This window comes from Nocardia sp. XZ_19_231 (assembly GCF_015355705.1).
Taxonomy (GTDB): Bacteria; Actinomycetota; Actinomycetes; order Mycobacteriales; family Mycobacteriaceae; genus Nocardia; species Nocardia salmonicida.
On record NZ_JACUZI010000008.1, the window covers coordinates 91,550 to 112,859 of the forward strand.

The 21,310-nt window shown below is 68.5% G+C and carries 21 protein-coding genes; 8 read left to right on the plus strand and 13 right to left on the minus strand.

Annotated elements, in window-relative coordinates; translation table 11 throughout:
• Window positions 1-30: 30 nt before the first annotated feature.
• The 11 genes from IBJ82_RS28505 to IBJ82_RS28555 form a co-directional block, all read right to left on the minus strand.
• Complete coding sequence (locus IBJ82_RS28505; RefSeq protein WP_255533089.1) at window positions 31-1,410, minus strand: AarF/ABC1/UbiB kinase family protein; 1,380 nt, start codon at window positions 1,408-1,410, stop codon at window positions 31-33.
• A 242-nt stretch (window positions 1,411-1,652) separates the two neighbouring features.
• Window positions 1,653-2,381 (minus strand): 1-acyl-sn-glycerol-3-phosphate acyltransferase, encoded by a 729-nt coding sequence (locus tag IBJ82_RS28510; protein WP_194829067.1) that lies wholly within the window; start codon window positions 2,379-2,381, stop codon window positions 1,653-1,655.
• 118 nt (window positions 2,382-2,499) lie between these two features.
• On the minus strand, window positions 2,500-3,495 hold the full coding sequence (locus IBJ82_RS28515; protein WP_194829068.1) for an ROK family protein: 996 nt from the start codon (window positions 3,493-3,495) through the stop codon (window positions 2,500-2,502).
• Window positions 3,492-4,202, minus strand: coding sequence for a hypothetical protein (locus IBJ82_RS28520; protein WP_194829069.1), 711 nt, complete (start codon window positions 4,200-4,202; stop codon window positions 3,492-3,494). Before IBJ82_RS28520 ends, IBJ82_RS28515 begins: the two co-directional genes overlap by 4 nt.
• The gene (locus IBJ82_RS28525; RefSeq protein WP_305082287.1) at window positions 4,192-5,472 is read right to left on the minus strand and encodes an ArsA family ATPase; all 1,281 of its coding nucleotides are present in this window, start codon (window positions 5,470-5,472) and stop codon (window positions 4,192-4,194) included. The genes IBJ82_RS28520 and IBJ82_RS28525 overlap by 11 nt, the downstream gene beginning before the upstream one ends.
• Window positions 5,469-5,906, minus strand: coding sequence for an SRPBCC family protein (locus tag IBJ82_RS28530; RefSeq protein ID WP_194829070.1), 438 nt, complete (start codon window positions 5,904-5,906; stop codon window positions 5,469-5,471). The genes IBJ82_RS28525 and IBJ82_RS28530 overlap by 4 nt, the downstream gene beginning before the upstream one ends.
• Before the next feature lie 104 nt (window positions 5,907-6,010).
• Window positions 6,011-6,400, minus strand: a complete 390-nt coding sequence (locus tag IBJ82_RS28535) for a polyketide cyclase / dehydrase and lipid transport (RefSeq protein ID WP_194829071.1) — start codon at window positions 6,398-6,400, stop codon at window positions 6,011-6,013.
• Between the two features lie 43 nt (window positions 6,401-6,443).
• A complete protein-coding gene (locus IBJ82_RS28540; RefSeq protein ID WP_194829072.1) occupies window positions 6,444-7,571 on the minus strand; it encodes a glycosyltransferase family 4 protein in 1,128 nt (375 codons plus the stop codon).
• A gap of 64 nt (window positions 7,572-7,635) precedes the next feature.
• The gene (locus IBJ82_RS28545) at window positions 7,636-8,643 is read right to left on the minus strand and encodes a hypothetical protein (RefSeq protein WP_194829073.1); all 1,008 of its coding nucleotides are present in this window, start codon (window positions 8,641-8,643) and stop codon (window positions 7,636-7,638) included.
• 9 nt (window positions 8,644-8,652) lie between these two features.
• The gene (locus IBJ82_RS28550; protein ID WP_194829074.1) at window positions 8,653-9,717 is read right to left on the minus strand and encodes an NlpC/P60 family protein; all 1,065 of its coding nucleotides are present in this window, start codon (window positions 9,715-9,717) and stop codon (window positions 8,653-8,655) included.
• A gap of 224 nt (window positions 9,718-9,941) precedes the next feature.
• On the minus strand, window positions 9,942-10,511 hold the full coding sequence (locus IBJ82_RS28555) for a C40 family peptidase (RefSeq protein WP_194829075.1): 570 nt from the start codon (window positions 10,509-10,511) through the stop codon (window positions 9,942-9,944).
• Window positions 10,512-11,185: 674 nt separating this feature from the next.
• On the opposite strand from IBJ82_RS28555, the gene IBJ82_RS28560 reads away from it, so the two are divergent.
• The 4 genes from IBJ82_RS28560 to IBJ82_RS28575 all read left to right on the plus strand — a co-directional run bounded on the left by IBJ82_RS28560 (window position 11,186) and on the right by IBJ82_RS28575 (window position 15,245).
• Entirely contained in the window at window positions 11,186-12,460 is a 1,275-nt protein-coding gene (locus IBJ82_RS28560; RefSeq protein ID WP_194829076.1) for an ATP-binding protein, read from the plus strand.
• Window positions 12,461-12,501: 41 nt separating this feature from the next.
• Window positions 12,502-14,301: a DEDD exonuclease domain-containing protein gene (locus tag IBJ82_RS28565; protein ID WP_194829077.1), complete on the plus strand. Its 1,800-nt coding sequence runs from the start codon at window positions 12,502-12,504 to the stop codon at window positions 14,299-14,301.
• 112 nt (window positions 14,302-14,413) lie between these two features.
• A complete protein-coding gene (locus tag IBJ82_RS28570) occupies window positions 14,414-14,965 on the plus strand; it encodes a hypothetical protein (protein WP_194829078.1) in 552 nt (183 codons plus the stop codon).
• Between the two features lie 4 nt (window positions 14,966-14,969).
• Window positions 14,970-15,245, plus strand: coding sequence for an Lrp/AsnC family transcriptional regulator (locus IBJ82_RS28575; protein WP_194829079.1), 276 nt, complete (start codon window positions 14,970-14,972; stop codon window positions 15,243-15,245).
• Between the two features lie 10 nt (window positions 15,246-15,255).
• On the opposite strand, the gene trpD is transcribed toward IBJ82_RS28575, so the two are convergent.
• Entirely contained in the window at window positions 15,256-16,317 is a 1,062-nt protein-coding gene (gene trpD, locus IBJ82_RS28580; protein ID WP_194829080.1) for an anthranilate phosphoribosyltransferase, read from the minus strand.
• Window positions 16,318-16,407: 90 nt separating this feature from the next.
• On the minus strand, window positions 16,408-16,824 hold the full coding sequence (locus IBJ82_RS28585) for a hypothetical protein (RefSeq protein ID WP_194829081.1): 417 nt from the start codon (window positions 16,822-16,824) through the stop codon (window positions 16,408-16,410).
• A gap of 179 nt (window positions 16,825-17,003) precedes the next feature.
• Between IBJ82_RS28585 and IBJ82_RS28590 the strand changes: the two genes are divergently transcribed.
• From IBJ82_RS28590 to IBJ82_RS28605, 4 genes are read left to right on the plus strand one after another with little or no spacing between them, the layout of a single operon-like run.
• Window positions 17,004-17,615, plus strand: a complete 612-nt coding sequence (locus tag IBJ82_RS28590) for a heme-copper oxidase subunit III (protein WP_194829082.1) — start codon at window positions 17,004-17,006, stop codon at window positions 17,613-17,615.
• 57 nt (window positions 17,616-17,672) lie between these two features.
• Window positions 17,673-18,545, plus strand: coding sequence for a c-type cytochrome (locus IBJ82_RS28595; protein WP_194829083.1), 873 nt, complete (start codon window positions 17,673-17,675; stop codon window positions 18,543-18,545).
• Window positions 18,542-19,681 carry a ubiquinol-cytochrome c reductase iron-sulfur subunit gene (locus IBJ82_RS28600; protein WP_194829084.1) on the plus strand — a complete coding sequence of 380 codons (1,140 nt, stop codon included), beginning with the start codon at window positions 18,542-18,544 and terminating at the stop codon, window positions 19,679-19,681. Before IBJ82_RS28595 ends, IBJ82_RS28600 begins: the two co-directional genes overlap by 4 nt.
• Entirely contained in the window at window positions 19,678-21,288 is a 1,611-nt protein-coding gene (locus IBJ82_RS28605; RefSeq protein ID WP_228537824.1) for a cytochrome bc complex cytochrome b subunit, read from the plus strand. Before IBJ82_RS28600 ends, IBJ82_RS28605 begins: the two co-directional genes overlap by 4 nt.
• Window positions 21,289-21,310 lie beyond the last annotated feature (22 nt).

Sequence of the window (21,310 nt, forward strand, 5' to 3'; positions counted from 1 at the left end):
CGTACGACGGGCCGAACTCAGCTGACGCGTCTAGAGCCCTGCGGCGGCGGCGGTTTCGGGGTACCAGCGGGTGCATTCGGCGCGCAGAGGGACGGCGGTGTGGAGTTGGCACAGGACCGCTACGCCGCCGAGGAAGGAGCGGAGAATGGGGGTGTGGCCGGGGGGCATGGTCAGTTGGCGTAGGACGTTGGAGAGGCGGAGATCGGTGGCCAGGCGGACTTGTTCGCGGAGCCAGGCGGCCGAGAGGGGGTAGGTGGGGGCGAGGAGGGCGTCGCGGACCGGTTGCAGGCGGGCGGCGACGGTGGTGATGTCGAGGTCGCGGTCGGGGGCCACGAAGCCGTGGCGGCGCATGGCGGCCTCGAGGTCGGCGGGGGAGTCGGCGATGACGGCGGCGCCTACGTCGCTCGCTACGTCGAGGAAGGTGGCAGGCCAGGGGGTGCAGGCGCCGAAGTCGACGACACCGAGGCGGCCGTCGGGCATGCGAAGGAAGTTGCCGGGGTGGGGGTCGCCGTAGACCAGGGCGGCGCGGGCGGGGGCGGAGAACAGGAAGCGCATGATCAGCACGCCGAGGCGGTCGAGTTCGTCGGCGTTGCCGCGAACGATCAACCGGGACAGGGGAACGCCGTCGAGCCATTCGGTGACCAGGACGTCGCCGCGCTGGGCGATCACCCGGCTCACCACCACGTCGGGGTCGTCGGCGAAAGCGGTGGCGAAGGCGCGCTGGTTGACGGCCTCACGGGCGTAGTCGAGTTCGTCGCGGATCTCGTCGCACAGCGCCTCCACCACCGGGCGGGTATCGGCGCCGGGCAGCAGCGCGGTGAACAGCGGGGTCGCGCGACGCAGGGCCTGCAGGTCGGCCAGTACCGCGCGGCGGGAACCGGGGTACATCACCTTGACCGCAACCTGGGTGCCGTCGTGCCAGCGGGCGCGGTGGACCTGGCCGACCGAGGCGGCGGCGGCGGCGCGGTCCTCGAATTCGAGGAACAGTGAGCGCCAGTGCGGGCCGAGATGGGTGGCGAGTTCCGCGTGGACTGCGCCGGGCAGCATCGCGGGTGCCGAATCGTGCAAGCGAGCGAGGGCCTGGCGGTACGGCTCGGCCAGATCGGGAGCCAGCCCGAGTTCGAGCAGGCCGAGGAGTTGGCCCAGTTTCGCGACGCAGCCCTTGAGTTCGCCGAGCACCTGGAAGAGGTGTTCGGCGGTGCGGACGCGGATGTCGCGGTCTACGTCGGCGGGATCGCGGCCCGCGGCGCGCTTGCCGAAGCCTGCGATGCGCCGGCCCGCGTAGGCGACCGGAACCGCGGCCAAGCGGGCGCTGCGTACTACCCGGCCCGTAGGTGGATTGCCGTCGCGAGGTGTCGTACGGCGGGTGAACGCCATGACGCGACCCTCGTCGGATTCGCCTCCGGCCATGCCTACCTCGCTGTCCGCCGACGCTCGCCACCTCTGGTGGCCCACCCGCCCATCGGCTCGTGCCTGGCACAGGGTATCAATCGGGCGCGCGGGTGTCCGGGCAACGACAGTCGATCGCGTAGACGTCCAGCCGATCAGCGCGTGCACAGTTCGATGTTGTCCAGGTGCCTGCCGAAATCGCTCGCGCCTGCGAGTGTGCTGCCGCCGCGAGTCAGCTCACGTGCGGCGCAACAGGTTTCGGCTCAGCTCGCCTTGGTTTCGGGGATGCGGGTGGCGTCGAGCTGATTGTCGGTCGGGGCGACGCCCTTCTTGAGGCTGTGCGCGTAGACGTCGACGTACTCCTGACCGGTGAGGCGCATCAGTTCGTACATCACCTCGTCGGTGACGGCGCGCTCGACGAAGCGGTTGCCGCTCATCCCCTCGTAGCGCGAGAAATCCAGGGGCGCACCGAACTTCAGGGTGACCTTCTGACGACGCCACTTGAACGGTCCGGGCGGGCTCACCTTGTCGGTGCCGATCACGGCGACCGGGATCACCGGGACGCCGGTCTCGAGCGCGAGTCGCGCCATGCCGGTCTTGCCCTTGTAGAGGCGGCCGTCGGGGGAGCGGGTGCCCTCGGGGTACAGGCCGACGAGACGGCCCTCGTCGAGGAGCTTGGTGGCCGCGGCGAGCGCGTCCTCGGCGGCCGAGGCGCCGCTGCGGTCGATCGGGTACTGGCCGGTGCCGCTGAAGAAGAACTTCTGCAGGCGGCCCTTGAAACCGGGAGTGGTGAAGTACTCGGCCTTGGCCAGGTAGTTGATCCGGCGCGGGCTCAGCAGGGGAGCGAAGAGCCAGTCGGAGAAGGAGAGGTGATTACCCGCCATGATTGCCGGGCCGTCGGTCGGAATGTTCTCGACCCCTTCGACCTCGGGCCGGTTGTACACGTGCATGAAGGGTCCCACGAGAACGAACTTGAGCAGCCAGTAGAACATGGCGTCCTTTCCCCAGGGACCGGGATAATTGTGTAGAGCCTCGTCGGACAACGACTTTACCGCTGGTCGCAGGTCACAACCAACCCAGGATGGTAGCTGGAGCACATGGCTGTGACCCTTATCTCGCCGATCGACCGGCCACCGGCGTGTCGATCGCCGCCCTGGCCAACTCCGCGGCGCCGATCATGCCCGCGGCCTCTCCGAGCTGGGTGGTACGCAATCTGGCCAGCGGCCGATGCCCGGCTCCGGTGACCGCGCTCGCGTAGTGTTCGCGCGCCTCGTCGAGGAACAGCGGCGCCGAACTGCTCACTCCGCCCGCGATCACCACGAGGTCGGGATCGAACAGATCGCTGACGAAAGCGAGGCCGAGTCCGAGCCAGCGGGCGAAGTCGGCCATCACCCGGACCGCGAGTGGGTCGCCGTCCTGGGCCGCGCCCGCGACCCGTCGACCGGTGAGCGAGCCGGGATCACGGATCACGTCACGGGCCAGCACCGAGCGCACGGGGTCGGTGGCGAGCATTTCGATGGCGGTGTCGGCCAGTGCCGTTCCACTGCAGTAGCGCTCCCAGCAGCCGTGTTTGCCGCAGGGGCACGCGCGGCCCTCGGGGACGACCTGGAGATGGCCGAGCTCGGGGGCGATGCCGTGGCTGCCGCGATAGAGCCGACCGTCGATGAGCAGCGCGGCGCCGATGCCGGTGCCGATCGCGACGAGCACCACCGTCTGCCCGCCCGCCGCCGCGCCGAAGCGGTACTCGGCCCAGCCCGCGGCGTTCGCGTCGTGTTCGAGGATCACCGGCAGGCCGAGACGCGCGGTGAGCCGTTGGGCGACGGGGGCGTTCTGCCACGGCAGGTGCGGGGCGAACAGGACCGTCGATTGATCCGTGGAGATGAAACCGGCCACGGCCAGCCCGACCGCCGCGATCGGATGGCGCCGGGCCAGCTCGCGCACCGAGCGGTCGATCGCGTCCTCGAGCGCACGCGCCGAATGCGGGGTCGGCGCCTGCACCGTGTCGAGCACCTCGCCCTCGGCGTCGACCACCGAGGCGCGAATGTTCGTGCCACCCACGTCGATACCCACGGTGAGTAGGTGTTGAGGGTCGATCCGGCTGGTCATCCCCGGATCGTCACCGGGATGTCGACATATTGCGAGCGTGGCGCGCGAGCGGTGGCCGATCGATCCTCGGTGGTGGCGAAAGCGCCTGTGCCCGACGCGTTCGCGGCGGTATCGGCCGATTCGGGGGCGATGCGGGGGGCTTGCGGTGTGCGGGAGGTGCGTGGAGCGGAGTACTCGTCGACCCGGCGGGGGCGCGGGGCGGCGGCCGCGTTCTTGCGGGGCGTGCCCCACTTCGGCCCGCCTGCGGCGTCGGCTTGCGCGGCGGCGGTGTGCTGCTGTGGGCCGGATGCGGGGGCCTCACCCGTGGGACCGGCCGCGGTGGGGTCGGAATCGGGGTGTGCCGCACGTCCTCGGGCACCGGGACCGTCGGTCGAATCCGGGTGGCCCGCAGCGTGATCGGCCCACTCCGGGGGGAGGACCGGTTCCACGGGGATGCCCGCGAGGGCTTCGCGCAGGACCGTCACCAGGGAGGTGCCGTGTTCGGCGAGGGCCGCGACGACGTCGTGGTGGTCGCCGCGCATCAGAGCCGCGGCCGCACAGACCGGGCACCAGGCGCAGCCGCCGAGGTCGGCTCGACCGTCTGCGGCGGTGCGGCGCAGCACCGGTTCGACTCGGGCGAGCAGGACTTCGGAGAGTAGGCGCAGTTCCTCGGTGAACTCGGCGAAGCCGTCGTGGCCGTGACGCTCGGACTGGGAGTCAGTGCTCATCTGCGGTGGCCTTCGTGTAGTTCGGATCGGCGGGCCACACCCGCGGATCGGGCCGGAAGCGGACTACGAGGTGACCGGTGTCGAGTTCGGCGCCCGCCACCGTGCAGCGGCGCAGCACCGGCGCGAGCCGTACGCGAGTGCGTACCCCGTCGGCTCCCACGATCAGATCGTCCTCCACTCGGCCCAGCCGCAAGGTGCCGGGATCGACCACCGGTAGCCGCATCCGCATCGCGTACACGGAGTCGACACCGGAGCCGGACTCCCATCGAACCACCGGTTCGCCCGAATCCGCGCCCTGCGCGTGTGGGGCGGGCGGCGTGTCGACCGAATGCGAGAACGCCGACAGCGAATTCACCCCCACCGGTTCGGCACCGGCGTGCTGGGCGATCAGAATCGGGACGTCGGTGAGTTGTTCGTGGAGCCGGGCCACCACCTCGAGTTGCTCGGCGCGGCGGTTGAGATACCAGTGCACGGCCGGGTGGGCGTTGTCGCCGGGCGGCGGCACCGGGGCGAGCACCTTGTTCACCACCACCGCGTCCATCCGCAGGCCGAGCAGCGCGGCCGCCGAACGTACCCGTCGAGCCTCGGCGACGGCGACCTGTTCGGGGCCGGTGATCAGGCGGGCGCTGGTGCGAGTGCGGTCGGCGAGCAAATCGCGAACCTGCGTCACCGCCACCACGATCCGTTCGACCGCGGCCGCGAGCACCGCCTTGCGCAGGTCGAGCCCGATCGCGCTCATCGTGCGCGCGTGCTTGGGCCAGAGCCGTTCGAGGTAGTTGAGCATCGTGTCGGGGGCGGTGACGATGCGCAGCATGTCGGCCGAGGGCGGGCAATCGACGACGATGACGTCCCAGTCGTTCTCCTCGGCGTACTGGCCGATCTCGACCAGCATCAACAGTTCCTGCACACCGGGCAGGCCGGTGAGTTCGGCCGGGTCGAGCGCCGCCAGGTCGAAGCCGTGATCGTGGACGCCGCCCTTGGCCAGCATCGCCACCACATCGCGGAAACGGTCTTCGAGCAGGGCGAGGGAGTCGATCTCGATCACTTCGATACCGGGTGCCACCCTGGCCACTCCGGCGACGGTGCCCGGATCGTGCGGGAAACGGAAACCGAGCGCGTCGCCGAGCGAATGGGCCTGATCCAGCGAGGCGATCAGCACACGCTGACCCGAGCGGGCATAGGCCATGCTCGTCGCGCAGGCCAGCGTCGTCTTCCCGACACCACCCTTGCCGACGAACAGCTCGACGCGGGTACCGCCCGGGGCGCTCAGCCTTCGACTCGCTTCTTCAGCTCGTTGAGCGCCGTATCGGTGATGACCTTCTCGGCTTTGCGTTTGAACATGCCGATCATCGGGATGTTCAGATCGACGGTGAGTTCGTAGACCACCTCGGTGCCGCCGCCGGGCCGGTCGAGCAGTTCGTAGCTGCCGTCCTGGGCTTTTTGCAGGTCACCGCTGAGCAGGCGCCAAGACACGGCTTTGCCGTCGGCCCGCCAGGTGTAGGACAGTACGTAGGTGTCCTTGACGACGCCCGCGTCGAGCACGAACCGGGCGGTGGCCGCGCGGTCTTGCGCGTCCCGCTCGGTGACCTCCACCGACTTCGCGGCAGCCACCCACTCCGGATAGGACTCCAGATCCGCGATGACGGCCATCACCTGCTGCGACGGTGCGTCGATCAGGATCGATCTCTGAGTCCGGTCAGCCATGGCGCCCAAGCCCTCTTCTCTGTTTATGGCGGCTGGTGCCGCGGTTCTCCTTTGTCGCACCCTTGCCGGTCGGTTCATCGGCGAAGGCGCGCCGAGAACGTGCGTCAGGGGGCGGCGACCGCTGGTGCGACGCCTGCGGGTCGACCGGCTTCGAGCCGTGCCTTGAGTTCGAACGCCATGGCGCGGCCCGCGACCCGGCGGGACCGATTGGCCGCGGCCAGCACGCGCGCCGACTTCGGTTCGGCCGCGGGTTCGGCGTGCAGGAAGTAGTGCAGGATCGCCCCCTCGGGGACTGCCTCGAGCCATACCTCCATGGTGCCGTTCAGCGCGCCTGCCACCGTCCAGCGGATGCCTTTGTCGCCGCGATCCTCGCGCACGTCGAGGCGTAGATCGGGCCACCAGCGGCGCCAGTTGTTCGCGGCGCTCAGCACCTCGGCGATCGCGGCGCCCGGTGCGGCGAGGAAGGTCTGATCTGCGACCTGGATACTGCTCACCCGGCTGAGCGTAGTGGACGCCACACCGGGCCCGGGCGGGGTGTCACCGCAGCAGTTCCCGCAAGCGGGCGCCCTGGCGGTCCCAATGCCAGTTCTGCTCGACCCAGGCCCGGCCCGCAGCGCCCATCTGGGCGGCCTTGTCCCGGTCGGTGAGCAGCTCGACGATGGCGTCGCTGATCTGCGAGACCGACCGGCCGTGCACCACGATGCCGGTCTCGCCCTCGCGCACGGTCTCGGGAGCGCCACCGGAATCGCCGGCCACGACCGGGACCCCGGAGGCCGACGCCTCGAGGAACACGATCCCCAGGCCCTCGACGTCGAGGCCTGCCCCACGCGTGCGGCACGGCATCGCGAACACGTCGGCGATCGTGTGATGGGCGGCCAGCTCGCCCGAGGGCACCCGCCCGGTGAACACCACACTGTCCTGCACGCCGAGGGCCTCGGCCAGCGCGCGCAGCCGCGTCTCGTACGGTCCACCGCCCGCGATCACCAGCACCGCGCCGTCGACGCGCTCGCGGATCTCGCTCATCGCCACGATCAGCATGTCCTGGCCCTTGCGCGGGACCAGCCTCGACAGACAGAGCACGGTCGGACGCTCGCCGAGTCCGTAGCGGGCGCGCAGCTCTTCCCTGGCCGCCGGGTCGGGCCGGAATTCGGTGGGGTCGACGCCCGGCGGCAGGTGTTCCAGCGCCGCGCGCGGACCGAAGGCCGAGGCGAAGCGGCCACGGGTGTACTTGCTGACATAGGTCACCACATCGGTGTGCTCGCCGATCGAACGCAGCACCTGGCGCGAACCGGGCAGCATCGACCAGCCCACTTCGTGACCGTGGGTGCTGGCCATGATGCGCTCGGCGCCCGCGCGCCGCAGCATCGGCGCCATCACCGCAAGGGGTGCGGCCGCACCGAACCACACGGTGTCGCATCGGTGTTCGCGCAACAGCGCGCTCGCCCGCTTGATGACCGCGGGGGTCGGCAGCATCAGCGTGGTCGGATGACGCACCACCTGGAACTTCTGCGCGGCGTCGAACTTCTCGTGGCTGTCACCGCGCCAGCGCGGGGCGTACACCACCAGGTCCTCGGGCGGCAGCCGATTCGACAGTGCCTGCAGATACGACTGGATTCCGCCCGGCCGAGGCGGGAAATCGTTGGTAACCAGCAGAGTTCGGGCCATAAGAGAACAACCTAATCGGTCGGCTGACAGGTGGGCGGACGTGGTCAGGCGTACCCGCGCTCATTCATGCGGCGCGACCGCGCAACCAGGCCCGCCACCCGTCGAGCACCTCGGCGCGCGAGGCCCCGAGCTCGGCGGCGAACGCGGCGTCCTGCGCCGCGGGGGACTGCGGGCCGGTCGCCAGCCGCTTGTACAACGTAGTGAGGGCAGTGGTGCCGTAGCGGTCGGCGAGGAACGCGCAGGTGCTCCACGCGCTTTCGTAGGCGTAAGCCGCGTCGACACCGGTGAAATCGGCATCGGCCACGAGCTCGGTGGGCAGGGCGCCCGCCCGCAACCGGGTGGTCAGCGTGGGCGCGATCTGGGAGAAGGTGGTGTGCTGATCGCGCTGGGCGACGTACTCGGCGAAGCCTTCCAGCATCCACAACGGTGCGCCGTCGGTGGTGTCGGCTCTGGTGGCGAGGTGGGTGAGCTCGTGGCGCAGCAGCGTGGCCAGGCCCTCGTCGCCGACTCGCCGCCGCGCGTCGGGGTTGAACACGATGCGCTGGTCGGTGGGCTGGGTGCCCGGAGCGTAGGACCCGGTGAGCGACACGGCGGCCACGTCGGTGCCGGTGGCGCCCGCGGACCTGGTCAGCGCTGTAAATTCGGCGGTCGTGCTCGCCACGACCACGACGGGCGCGCGATTCCAGTCGGTGCCCCACACCGCGCTCACATCCGAAATGGCTTGGCCCAGTTGATGTTCGAGGACATCGAGGTCGGGACGATGGCTGGGATGCGCCACCAGCAGTGCCCGGGAGGCGGCGCCGTCGGCGACTTCACGGACCAGGATCGGGCCGTAGGGCTGTAGCTCGCGGCGCACCGGGCTCAGTCGCGGATTGTCCAGGCCCTCGGAGGTATCGAGCACCTCGGCCTCGTCGGTGGCCAGCTGTAACGAGCCCGCGTTGCGCGGTACCAGGATCAGTGCGACGCACGCTCCGGTCAGCAGCGTGACCGAGGCGAGCGTGATACAGAATTCGAGGCGGCCGTTCGACGAGAACCACGAACGCAGGCCCGAACGGGGGAACGGATCGGTCACCGGTCCGGCTCAGTATCGCCGGGCCGAGTGATACGGGGTGGTGTTGATCGGCGCGACAGCGACCGGCACACCGAAAGTGGAGGCGTGCACCATCATTCCGTTGCCCGCGTAGATGCCGACGTGGGTGATGTCGGGATAGAACAGGATCACGTCGCCGGGCAGCAGTTCGTCCTTGGACACCGGCGTGCCGTAGCCCGCCTGCTGGGAACTGGTCCGCGGCACGTTCTTGCCGACCTGCTTGAACGCCCACTGCACGAGACCGGAGCAGTCGAACTGGTCGGGCCCGGTGGCGCCCCAGACATACGGATCGCCGACGCGGGTGAGCGCGGCGGCCAGCGCGCTGGTGCCGCTGCCGGGAACCAGACCCGCCAGCAACGAATCACGGTCGAAGCCGGGCGGGAACGGCGAACCGGCCAGGGTCGACTTGTCCCGGGCCGAGAGCTGGCTCCACGCCTCGACCACGGAGGTCGTCGAGGTGGCGAGATCCTGGCGTTTGCGTTCGACATCGGCGCGCACCGCGTCGGCGGCGGTGGTCGCGGCATGCGCGGCCTCGGCGGCGGTGCGGGCGACGGTGTCGGCCGCGGTGGCGGCATCGGCGGCCTGTTTGAACTGGCGGACCGTCTCGGTGGTCTGCTGGGCGAGTACGTCCAGCGTCGACATCTTGTCCAGCAACTGCTGCGGTGAACCGCTCGACAGCACGGCGAACATGCTGTTGGTGCGCACGCCGGTATAGGCGGCCACAGCGGTGCGGTCGATCATCGGCTGGAACTTGCGCACTTCGGCGCGGGCGGCCTCGACGACCGCGGAGGTGGCGGCGACCTTGTCGTCGGCGTCGCGTTGCAGCGCGAGCTTGGCGTCGAGATCGATCTGCGCGGTGAGCGCTTGTTGGTTGAGCTGTTCGGACTGGCGCGAGAGGTCGACCATCCGGGAGATCGCGTCGGTCGCGGTGGTCGGCAGGGCGACGGGGTCGGCGCCGGAGGGACCGGCGGTGTAGATCGCGCACACCAGGATCGCGGCGGAAAGGGTTCCGGCGAAACCACGCGTAGCGTGCGAATTCCGGTGGTGTGCAGTCACAGTGGCCCGTGCCCCGTTCTCTCGTTGTCCGCCGATACAGCGCAATACCTGAGCGCGATCTCCTCGTCAGCCGAGAAGGTCTCGATCAGGTTACGGAACCGCATGCATTCGTGTCCAGTAAAAGGTACGTGCGCCGCCCAACCCAGTGGACGGCGCATCTACCCGGACGATCACTGCGGCTTCGGTGCGCCCTTCCCCGCGAACGACGCACCGTGCCCGGCGGATCAGAAGCGGCGAGCGCCCGCGAACGGCATCGACGACAGCGACGCGATCTGGACCGGGGTGCCCGCGGTGGAGGCGTGCACGACGTTGCCGTCGCCCGCGTAGAGGCCGGAGTGGCCGCCGCCGTAGAACGACACCATGTCGCCGGGCTGGAGCTCGTCGGCCGAGACCGGGGTGCCCGCGCCCAGCTGTGCGTCACTGGTGCGCGGAATGTCCATGCCCGCCTGGGAGTAGGCCCACTGGACCAGACCCGAGCAGTCGAAGGCGTTCGGGCCCGCGGCGCCGTAGACGTAGGGCGAGCCGATCTTGCTCAGCGCGGCATCGAGGGCGATGTCGGCGGCGGTGGCGCGCGGTGCGGTGAAAACCTGCGGTGCGGCCGGGATCTCGATACCGGGCACACCCTGGGGCAGCGGAATCTCGTTCGGAACCTCGAACGTGCCGATGCCGGGCACGGTCACCGGCGTGGCCGATGCCGGGGCGGCCGGCAGGAGGAACGCGCCGATGGTGGCAGCGCCGACGGCTCCGACGGCAACGGCACGCTGCGCCTGACGCTTGACGGTGTTGTTCGCCATGATGCGGAACTTCCAATCTGCCCCACGACGCCGTGTCCGTTTGACGCGGCGGGCTTCGTCTCGCTGACCGTTTCCGATCGGCGGGACTCCGTGAGGTCTCGAAAAGGTTACGAAGACATCACGGGGGTTTGTAAAGTCGGACATCGGTCCAAAGGGGGTTCGGGGCGATATCACCGGGGAAAGTGTGCGAGCTGGGTCACACCCGATCACGAAACGATAACGCCAGGTCGCGCCGATCTCGATTTCGAGTGCTACCGGCGCGTCGCCAATAGGGCTCACGCGGTAGTTTTCGCCGTTTGAAACGGGCAAATCCGCAGGTGGTGCGTGCTCGTGGTGATCATCGCCGGTTCGCCGCGAGGTTCGCCTCGCGGGCGGCGCGCCGTATGCTACGGCGCGCGCAGATTGGTAAGGCCACTTACCCGTTGAAATCTGAAGAACTCATGTGAATCCGATAAATATGTGAGCCCGGTCACTATTGTGTTTGATCGCGGTCATTTTGTTCGCATCAGAACGAAAGGCTCGCGCCGAATTGTCTGCTTCGGAGTTCGCGGGTCCACGTTGTGCCGGGTCGCGGGACGGGCCGCTTCGTGGTATTCGCATGCTCGCCGCTTGGCGGGAAAGCCGTTGTGGTGGTTAGGGTACGGCCGAATGTTCGCAGTTCGAAGGGGGCGCGGGTGGCTGACGACCAGGTTCTGACCGACATGCTGACGATGTTGGATCGCAGTCCGGGGGTGCTCGCGCTGCGCGTGTGCGTCATCGAGCTGTTGATCGAGCGGCAGCGTTATGCCGACGCACTCGCCCACTGCGGCGCCGCGCTCGGCCAGGATCCGGGGAATGCCCAGGTCCTGGGGTTGATAACGCGGTGTACAACGGCGTTGTCCGGCGGTTCTCCGGTGCCTGCTGCAACTCCGGCGCCCTTGTCTGACACCTCCTCGCCCGGTTCCGTCGGCGCACCCGCCGCGGCGCAGCCGGACTTCGACTGGGCCGCCGCCGAGGACGAGGTCGGCGGCATCATCGAACCGGCGTTCGTGCACGGTGCCCCCACCGAGTTCGTCACCGATGCCGATGCCGCCACCGTCGAGCGCCCGGCCCTGCGTCTGGCCGATGTCGGCGGTATGTCCGAGGTGAAACAGCAACTCGACCTCACCCTGCTCGGTCCGCTGCGCAATCCGGAACTGGCCAAGGCGTTCGGCACCTCGGCGCGCGGCGGCCTGCTGCTCTACGGCCCGCCCGGTTGCGGCAAGACCTTCATCGCCTCGGCGGTCGCAGGCGAGCTCGGCGCCAACTTCTACCCGATCGAGATCACCGACATCCTCGACATCTACACCGGCGCCAGCGAACGCAATGTGCACAGCATCTTCGAGATGGCCCGTCGCAACGCTCCGTGCGTGCTGTTCCTCGACGAGGTCGACGCGCTCGGCCACAAGCGCAGTCAGATGCAGGCGTCCACGACCATGCGCACGGTGGTGAACCAACTGCTCACCGAGATGGATTCGGCCACCCACAGCAATGAAGGGGTGTTCGTGCTCGGCGCGACCAACCACCCGTGGGATGTCGACGTCGCGCTGCGCAGGCCCGGCCGCTTCGACCGCATGATCTTCGTCGGCCTGCCCGACCTCGCCGCCCGCAAGTCGATCCTGCACTACCACCTGCGCGACCGCCCCGTGGCGGGCATCGACCTCAACAGCCTCGCCACCCACACCGACGGACTCTCCGGCGCCGACCTCGCCCACGTCTGCACCTCGGCGACCCAGTTGGCCATGGCCGACTCGATGCGGTCGGGGGAGGTACGCCCGGTCGGTATGGCCGATATCCAGGCGGCGCTCGCCCGGACCCGGCCGAGCACTGGGGCGTGGTTCGAATCCGCCCGCAATGTGGTCGAATTCGCCAACGGGGATGGCAGCTACGACGAGCTCGCGCGATATCTGAAGGGGATGAGGAAGCGCTGAGCACGGCGAGCTTGTCGGACCCCCGTCCTACGCTGCTCGCCGTGCCCGATCCCGTTCCGCTCCCGGCTGCCGCTCGGCAGTTGGCCTTCGACGAGCTCGATACCCCGCTGTATGCCACCACTTTCGTCGTCGTCGACCTCGAAACGACCGGGACCAGCGCTGATCGGGATGCGATCACCGAGATCGGGGCGGTGAAGGTGCGCGGGGGCGAGGTGCTGGGGGAGTTCGCGACCCTGGTGAATCCGGGGTACGCGATTCCGCCCGCCATCGTGCAGATCACCGGGATCACCACGGCGATGGTGTACGACGCGCCGCGGATCGAGGGGGTGTTGCCCGGGTTCTTCGAGTTCGCGGCGGGGGCAGTGCTGGTGGCGCACAACGCGCGATTCGACACCGGGTTTCTCAAAGCGGCCGCGGCGCGCCAGGACATCGCGTGGCCCAATCCGCAGGTGCTGTGCACCGTGAAGCTGGCGCGGCGGGTGCTCACGCGCGACGAGGCCCCGTCGGCGCGGCTCGGTGTGCTGGCGCAGATCCTCGGTGCGTCGACCACGCCGACGCACCGCGCGCTCGACGACGCCCGCGCCACCGTCGACGTGCTGCACGCATTGATCGGGCGGGTCGGCAATCAGGGCGTGCACAGCCTGACCGAACTGCTCGACTATCTGCCCGGCGTCACCGGAACCCAGCGCTCCAAGCGCACTTTCGCGACCGACCTGCCCGCCGCGCCCGGCGTCTATCTCTTCCGCGGACCGTCGGACGAAGTCCTCTATATAGGGACAGCGGTGAATTTGCGCCGTCGCGTGCGCAACTACTTCACCGGCTCGGAGACCCGTGGCCGCATGAAAGAGATGGTGGCACTGGCGATTCGGGTCGACCATGTGGTGTGCGCGCACGGTCTCGAAGCGGGGGTGCGCGAGCTCCGGTTGCTCGCCGCGCACGCGCCGCCGTACAACCGCCGCTCGAAGTTCCCCCAGCGTGGGTGGTGGCTCACGCTCAGCGACGAGGCCTTCCCTCGGCTGGTAGCCGTGCGCACACCGAGTCGAACAGCGTTGGGGCCGTTCAACTCTCGGATCGACGCGGTCGATGTGGCGTCGACGATCGCCGAATTCGCCGGGATGCGCACCTGCGCCACCCGCCTCACCCGCACGGCGAAACACACCTGTCCGCCCGCGGTCGTCGGCGGCTGCCCCGCCGCGCGTGAAGACGGCGACCTCGACGCGACGAGCTACGCCCCGGCCGTCGAGGCGGTCCGCGACCTGCTGACCGGCCGCGCCGACACCCTGCTGCGCGCGATGATCTATCGCATCGAAACCCATTCCACCGCAGAGCATTTCGAGGCAGCTGCTCGCTTGCGTGACCGCACCGCCACCGTTGTCACCAAACTGCACCGCACCCAGCGCCTCGCCGCCCTGGCTCGCCTCGCGGAACTGATCATCGCGCTGCCCGACGGTGCGGGCGGCTGGGAATTCTCCGTCATCCGCTACGGCCGCCTCGCCGCCGCGGGCACCGCCCCGCGCGGCACCCCGCCGATGGCTGTCGTCGACCAGATCGTCGCCGCCGCCGAAACCGTGATCCCCGATGCGGGCGATCCGCCCGTAGCTGCCCTCGACGGCATGATCGTCGAGCCCGACGACGACATCCCGCCGCTGCGCGGTGCACCCCCGGAGGAAGTCGGGGTCATCGCCCGATGGCTCGCCAAACCCGGTGCCCGGATAGTGCGAACCAGCGACGGCTACCGCGAACCGCTGCACGGCGCCGCACGGTGGGTGGGCTGGGCGCAGCTCGCGCGGACCGCCGCGACCACCAGGAGCGAACAGGAGCAGTACCTCGCCGAACGATGACGAAGCGAGATCGCCCGCGCGGTCGAGGCACTACTCAGTGCGCTCCGGCGTCCTGGGATCATGGAACCCGGATTCCGTGTGGCGGGTCCTATGAATTGAGGAGTAGCGGCGGATGTTCGTGAAGGTGTGCGGTCTGACCACCGAGGAGCAGATCGACTGGGCGATCGAGCTCGGGTACTCCGCGATCGGCGTCATGGTGACAACGAAGAGCAAGCGCTACCGCACCCCCGCACAGGCGCGCGCCCTCGCCGACTACGCGCGCGGTCGCATCACGACTTTCGCCGTCGCCCTCGAGGCGAGCGAGGTCACCGACGTGGCCGACGCGTTCGACGTGGTGCAGCTCTACCAGTGGGCCGACCTGCCGAACCTGGCCTTCTGCTCCTCGAACCCGCCTGCCCTCGAGCAGACCAGCGAATTCTTCTTCTACGACGCCAGCGCGGGCTCCGGTGTCTTCGAGGAGTTCCCCGACTGGGTGCGCGCGCAGCCGGGGCGAGTCGTGCTGGCGGGCGGGCTCGACCCGGACAACGTCGCCGCCGTCATCGCCCGGCATCGGCCCTACGGTGTCGACGTGTCCAGTTCGGTGGAATCGGCGCCCGGTGTGAAGAGCTTTGACCTGATGCGACGGTTCAAAGCGGCCACCGAGCGGCCGGAAGTTCTAGAGTGATCCCATGATTACCGCGATCGTGATGATCCAGGCGCAGAACTCTCGCATCCCCGAGACCGCGCAGGCCCTCGCCGACACCGACGGAGTCGCCGAGGTGTACTCCTGCGCGGGCGACGTGGACCTGATCGCGATCGTGCGCGTCCGCGACCACGCGCACATCGCCGAGGTGGTCACCGCGGGCATCGACAAGGTGGACGGCGTGGTTCGCACCACCACCCACATCGCCTTCAAGTCCTATTCCAGCGCCGACGTGGAGGCCGGATTCTCGCTGGGGGAGTGAGCCCTCGGGCTCAGCGCTCGTCGAGCACCTGGGTGAGTTCGGCCCAGCTCTGCAGCAATGTGGCGGCGGCTCCGCTGTCCACCGCGGCGGCGGCGCGCTCGAGCCCGCCGACCAGCGCCGCGTCGAGATCGGAATCGACGTCGCCGACCCCGCGGGAGAGGTCGTAGGCCACGATCGCCGCGGCCGAGTTCAACAGCACCGCATCACGAACCGGCCCCGGCGTTCCCGCGAACACATCGCGCGCGACCTTGGCGTTGACCTCGGCGTCGCCGCCACGAAGGTCGTCCAGATCCACCCGCACGATGCCGAGCCGGGTCGGATCGATCACCGTCTGACGAATCCGCCCACCGCTGACCATCCACACATCGGTGAGGTCGGAGGTGGTGATCTCGTCGAGCCCGTCGCGCCCCCGCACCACCAGCGCGCTCGCCCCGCGCGCCGCGAAGACTCCGGCGATCACGGGCGCGAGATCGGCGAACGCGCACCCGATCAGCCCGGCGCGTGGCTGTGCCGGATTGGTCAGCGGGCCCAACACGTTGAACACGGTCGGAATGCCGATCTCCTTGCGCGCGGCCCCGGCGAAACGCAGCCCCGAGTGGAACAGCGGCGCGAAACAGAACCCGATCCCCACCTCGCGCACCGACCGGGCCACCGACTCGGGTCCGAGCGCGAGCTTGACCCCCAGCGCTTCGAGCACATCGGCACCACCGGACTTCGACGAGGCTGCCCGGTTCCCGTGCTTGACCACGGGCACCCCGGCGGCGGACACGACCACCGAGGACATGGTCGAGATGTTCACCGAGCCGGAACGGTCGCCACCGGTGCCGACGACATCGACCGCGTCGCCATCGATGCGGACCAGGCGCGCGTGCCCGAGCATCCCGGCCACCATGCCCGCCAGTTCGGTCGGCGTCGGGCCCTTGATCTTCATGGCGACGCCGAACGCCGCGATCTGGGCCGCGGTGGCGTTGTCGGTGAAGATCTCGTCGATCACCCAGGTGGTGTCGTCCGCGGCCAGGTCGCCACCGTCGGCGAGGGTTCCGAGCACCTGGGGCCAGCTGCGTGCGCTCATCTGCTCTGCTTCTCCTTCGACGACACCGTTGCGCCACTGTAGATCGGGCACGCGGAGGCGGCGCAAGGTCATTTACGCCGTCGGGCAAGTTTACGGGGCGGTACGCGGCGGCTGCAGCGCGTCCCAACCGTCGGCTACGCCGTCGTGGCGCTGGGCGAGCCCGGCCATTCGCGAGCGTTCCTGCGAGCAGGTCAGCGGATCGAGCCGTTGTATCCGCTGCAAGATGATCGGAACCAGGTCCGGCGCGGTAGCGGTGGCCTCGGCGCGTTCGTATCCGTCATATCCGGCGATCTCGCACGCGGCCTCGATCTGGTCGGCGGGTAGCCGCAGATGATGGCGCAACACCGCGTCGGCCTCCCGATCCAGCTCACCGGCGCGGTCCAGCGCGGTCGAACAAGCCTCGACATCGTCGAAACTCGATGCGACCACGACGAGATCGTCGCGCTCCGGGTCCAACTTCTGCGTCGACCCACCGAACAGTCGCCGCCACATCCGCACCACGACCATCGTCGCCTCCTCGTCTCAGCCTATCCACATCCAACGCTGCCACAATGAGTTGTCGCGCGATCGTCGCCAACACGCCGACGGAAGCCGTAGACCCCCTCTGTGCGTGGGTTTTCCGACTTGCGCCACAAACTTTCGTACCCGGGTACATGTGTCGTACTACGAAGAGTCATACTTACCCCGTGACGACCGCAGTAGGCACCCCAGGATCGGCCATTACTCAGCGTGTGCATTCGCTGAACCGGCCCAACATGGTCAGCGTCGGAACCATCATCTGGCTGTCCAGCGAGCTGATGTTCTTCGCCGGCCTGTTCGCCATGTACTTCGTTGCTCGCGCGCAGGCGCACGGGAACTGGCCCCCGGAGCCGACCGAGCTGAACATGAAGCTCGCGATTCCGGTGACGGCCGTCCTGATCGCGTCCTCGTTCACCTGCCAGATGGGTGTGTTCGCCGCGGAGAAGGGCGACGTGTTCGGCCTTCGTCGCTGGTACACGATCACCCTGGTGATGGGCGCGTTCTTCGTCGCCGGGCAGGGCTACGAGTACTACCACCTGGTGGAGGAGGGAACTTCGATCGCCGGCAGCTCGTACGGCTCGGTTTTCTACATCACCACCGGCTTCCACGGTCTGCACGTGATCGGCGGTCTGATCGCGTTCGTGTTCCTGCTCGTCCGCACCACGCTGAGCAAGTTCACCCCCGCCCAGGCCACCGCAGCGATCGTGGTGTCGTACTACTGGCACTTCGTCGACATCGTCTGGATCGGGCTGTTCGCCACGATCTACTTCGTCCGTTAGCGCGCGGCGCACACAGCTTTTGCACAAGTCGGTTCCGTCTACTCCAAAGGGACACAGATGAGTTCATCTCCCCCGTCGGCCCAAGAGCCCGCCGGCCCCGGCGCCGGGCAGGACGCACAGGCCGCCAAGGCGCGTAAGCAGCGCCGCGCCCGCCGTCGTATCGCGGGTGCTCTCGCGCTGATGATCGGCTTGGTCGGAGCCGGCTTCCTGGCTACCGCGCTCACCCCGCAGGCCCAGGTCGCGACCGCGCACGAGGACCAGTCCGCGCTCATTCGCGAGGGCAAGCAGCTCTACGAGACCTCTTGCGTCACGTGCCACGGCGCGAACCTGCAGGGTGTCGCCGATCGTGGTCCCAGCCTGATCGGTGTCGGCGAGGCCGCGGTCTACTTCCAGGTCTCCTCCGGTCGTATGCCGATGGCCGTCAACGGCGCCCAGGCGGTGCGTAAGCCGGAGAAGTTCGACGCGCACCAGACCGATGCGATCGGCGCCTACGTCGCCGCCAACGGTGGTGGCCCCTCGGTGATCCGTGACGCCAACGGCGAGATCGCCCAGGAATCGCTGCGCGGCGACGACATCGCCCGTGGTTCGGAGCTGTTCCGCATGAACTGCGCCTCCTGCCACAACTTCACCGGTCGCGGTGGTGCGCTCTCCGGCGGTAAGTTCGCGCCGCCGCTGGCCGAGGCCAACGAGCAGCAGATCTACGACGCGATGATCACCGGCCCGCAGAACATGCCCAAGTTCTCCGACCGGCAGCTGACGCCGGAAGAGAAGCGCGACATCGTCGCCTACGTCAAGAACTCCGCGGAGGAGAGGTCGCCCGGCGGCTGGGACCTCGGCGGTTTCGGTCCGGCGACCGAAGGTTTGGCGATCTGGGTCATCGGCATCACCGCAGTGGTCGGCGCCGCGATGTGGATCGGATCCCGATCATGAGTGGACAGGAGCACAGCGACATGGGTCGCGAACCCACCGAAGACGAACTGGACGCGATGTCGCGTGACGAGCTGGTCGAGCTCGGCACCAATCGCGACGACGTCGATGTCGTCTACCGCAACGAGCGGTGGCCGGTGCCGGGCACCAAGGCCGAGAAGCGCGCCGAACGTGCGGTCACGTTCTGGTTCGCGATCTCCGGCCTTGCCGCTGCCGCGCTCATCGGTGTCTTCCTGTTCTGGCCGTGGGAGTGGAAGGGCTACGGCGATGAAGGCCATGCCGCCTACTCGCTGTACACCCCGCTCATCGGCCTGACCTTCGGCATCTCGGTGCTGGTCATCGGCATCGCGGTCGTGTTGATCCGTAAGAGGTTCATCCCGGCCGAGATCTCGATCCAGCAGCGCCACGACGGCCCGTCGGACGAGGTCGAGCGTCGCACCCTGGCGGCCCAGATGCAGGACGCGCTCGACACCTCCACCCTCGGTCGCCGCAAGATGATGCTCGGTACCGCGGGCGCCGGTGTCGGCGTGCTCGGTATCGGTGCCGCGCTGGTCTTCATCGGCGGCATGGTCAAGAACCCGTGGGCCAAGGGCGACAAGTCGCCGCTGTGGGTATCGGGTTGGACCCCGGACTACCCGGGCGAGACCATCTACATCCGCCGCGACACCGGTCGCCCCGGTGACATCGTGCTGGTGCGTCCGGAAGACCTGGACGCGGGCTCGATGGAAACCGTGTTCCCGTGGAAAGAGAAGTGGCGCGGGGACGAGCACGAAACCCTGCAGTCGCTGCGCGGTATCCGCAACGCGGTCATGATGATCCGCCTGCGCACCGAAGACGCCGAGAAGGCGATCAAGCGCAAAGGCCAGGAGAGCTTCAACTTCGGCGATTACTTCGCCTACTCGAAGATCTGCACCCATCTCGGCTGCCCCACCTCGCTGTTCGAGCAGCAGACCAACCGGATCCTGTGCCCCTGCCACCAGTCGCAGTTCCTGGCGACCGAGTGGGCCAAGCCGATCTTCGGTCCCGCCGCCCGTGCACTGCCTCAGCTGCCGATCACCGTCAACTCCGAGGGCTTCCTGGTCGCCGCGGGCGACTTCATCGAGCCGCTCGGCCCGGCCTTCTGGGAGCGTCGTTCATGAGCCAGGTAAACGAGATGGACGAGCGGTATCGCGCCGCGGCGTTCGTCAAGCGGTCGATCAACAAGGTCTTCCCGACCCACTGGTCATTCCTGCTGGGTGAGATCGCGCTGTACGCGTTCATCATCCTGCTGCTGTCAGGTGTGTACCTGACGCTGTTCTTCGACCCGTCGATGACCCACGTGGTCTACGACGGCGCCTACCAGCCGCTGCGCGGCGTCGGCATGTCGCGGGCGTACGAGACCGCGCTGAACATCTCCTTCGAGGTGCGCGGCGGTCTGTTCGTCCGGCAGATCCACCACTGGGCGGCCCTGCTGTTCGCGGCGTCGATCATCATCCACCTGTTCCGCATCTTCTTCACCGGCGCGTTCCGCAAGCCGCGTGAGGCGAACTGGGTGATCGGCTCGCTGCTGCTGATCCTGGCGATGTTCGAAGGCTTCTTCGGCTACTCGCTGCCCGACGATCTGCTCTCCGGTACCGGTCTTCGTGCCGCGTTCTCGGGTATCACCATCGGTGTCCCGATCATGGGTACCTGGATGCACTGGCTGATGTTCGGCGGCGACTTCCCCGGCGACATCATCATCCCGCGCCTCTACATCGCGCACGTGCTGTTGCTGCCCGGCATCATCCTGGCGCTGATCGGCGCGCACGTCGCGCTGGTCTGGTACCAGAAGCACACCCAGTTCCCCGGGCCGGCCCGCACCGAGCACAACGTCGTCGGTGCGCGCATCATCCCGGTGTTCGCCGCCGATCAGGGCGCGTTCTTCGCGTTCACCCTCGGCATCGTCGGCATCATGGGCGGTGTCCTGCAGATCAACCCGATCTGGAACCTCGGTCCGTACAACCCGTCACAGGTGTCGGCGGGTTCACAGCCCGACTTCTACATGATGTGGACCGACGGTATGGCGCGTCTGATGCCGCCGTGGGAGCTCTACCTGGGTCGATATACGATCCCGGCGGCGTTCTGGGTCGCGCTCGTCATGGGTCTGGTGTTCACGCTGCTGATCGCCTACCCGTGGATCGAGAAGCGCCTCACCAACGACCACACGGCGCATCACAACCTGCTCCAGCGTCCGCGCGACGTGCCGGTGCGTACCGCGATCGGCGCCATGTCCATCGCGTTCTACGTGGTGCTCACGCTGTCGTGTGTCAACGACATCATCGCGCTGAAGTTCGACATCTCGCTGAACGCGACCACCTGGATCGGTCGTATCGGTCTGCTGTTGCTGCCGCCGATCGCGTACTTCATCACCTACCGGTTCTGCATCGGTCTGCAGCGCAGTGACCGGGCGGTGCTCGAGCACGGCATCGAAACCGGTGTGATCAAGCGTCTGCCGCACGGTGAGTACATCGAGGTGCACCAGCCGCTGGGTGGTGTGGACGCACACGGCCACGCCATCCCGCTGGAATACCAGGGCGCCCCGGTGCCCAAGAAGATGAACAAGCTGGGTTCGGCGGGCAAGCCGGGTACCGGTAGCTTCCTCAAGGCCGATCCCAAGGCCGAGGGCGAGCGCTGGGTCGAGATCGAGGAGAACGAGGAGCACCGGATGCTCACCGTTCTCGCCGAGCAGCAGGCGATCGCCAACAACAGCGAGCCGTCCGGTCACTGACCGAACCGCACGAAGCACGAAG

Coding starts and splice junctions, on each gene's coding strand:
- IBJ82_RS28505 (WP_255533089.1), bottom strand. CDS start 1,410: ATGGCCGGAGGCGAATCCGACGAGGGTCGCGTCATGGCGTTCACCCGC.
- IBJ82_RS28510 (WP_194829067.1), bottom strand. CDS start 2,381: ATGTTCTACTGGCTGCTCAAGTTCGTTCTCGTGGGACCCTTCATGCAC.
- IBJ82_RS28515 (WP_194829068.1), bottom strand. CDS start 3,495: ATGACCAGCCGGATCGACCCTCAACACCTACTCACCGTGGGTATCGAC.
- IBJ82_RS28520 (WP_194829069.1), bottom strand. CDS start 4,202: ATGAGCACTGACTCCCAGTCCGAGCGTCACGGCCACGACGGCTTCGCC.
- IBJ82_RS28530 (WP_194829070.1), bottom strand. CDS start 5,906: ATGGCTGACCGGACTCAGAGATCGATCCTGATCGACGCACCGTCGCAG.
- IBJ82_RS28540 (WP_194829072.1), bottom strand. CDS start 7,571: ATGGCCCGAACTCTGCTGGTTACCAACGATTTCCCGCCTCGGCCGGGC.
- IBJ82_RS28555 (WP_194829075.1), bottom strand. CDS start 10,511: ATGGCGAACAACACCGTCAAGCGTCAGGCGCAGCGTGCCGTTGCCGTC.
- IBJ82_RS28570 (WP_194829078.1), top strand. CDS start 14,414: ATGTTCGTGAAGGTGTGCGGTCTGACCACCGAGGAGCAGATCGACTGG.
- IBJ82_RS28575 (WP_194829079.1), top strand. CDS start 14,970: ATGATTACCGCGATCGTGATGATCCAGGCGCAGAACTCTCGCATCCCC.
- trpD (WP_194829080.1), bottom strand. CDS start 16,317: ATGAGCGCACGCAGCTGGCCCCAGGTGCTCGGAACCCTCGCCGACGGT.
- IBJ82_RS28585 (WP_194829081.1), bottom strand. CDS start 16,824: ATGGTCGTGGTGCGGATGTGGCGGCGACTGTTCGGTGGGTCGACGCAG.
- IBJ82_RS28595 (WP_194829083.1), top strand. CDS start 17,673: ATGAGTTCATCTCCCCCGTCGGCCCAAGAGCCCGCCGGCCCCGGCGCC.
- IBJ82_RS28600 (WP_194829084.1), top strand. CDS start 18,542: ATGAGTGGACAGGAGCACAGCGACATGGGTCGCGAACCCACCGAAGAC.
- IBJ82_RS28605 (WP_228537824.1), top strand. CDS start 19,678: ATGAGCCAGGTAAACGAGATGGACGAGCGGTATCGCGCCGCGGCGTTC.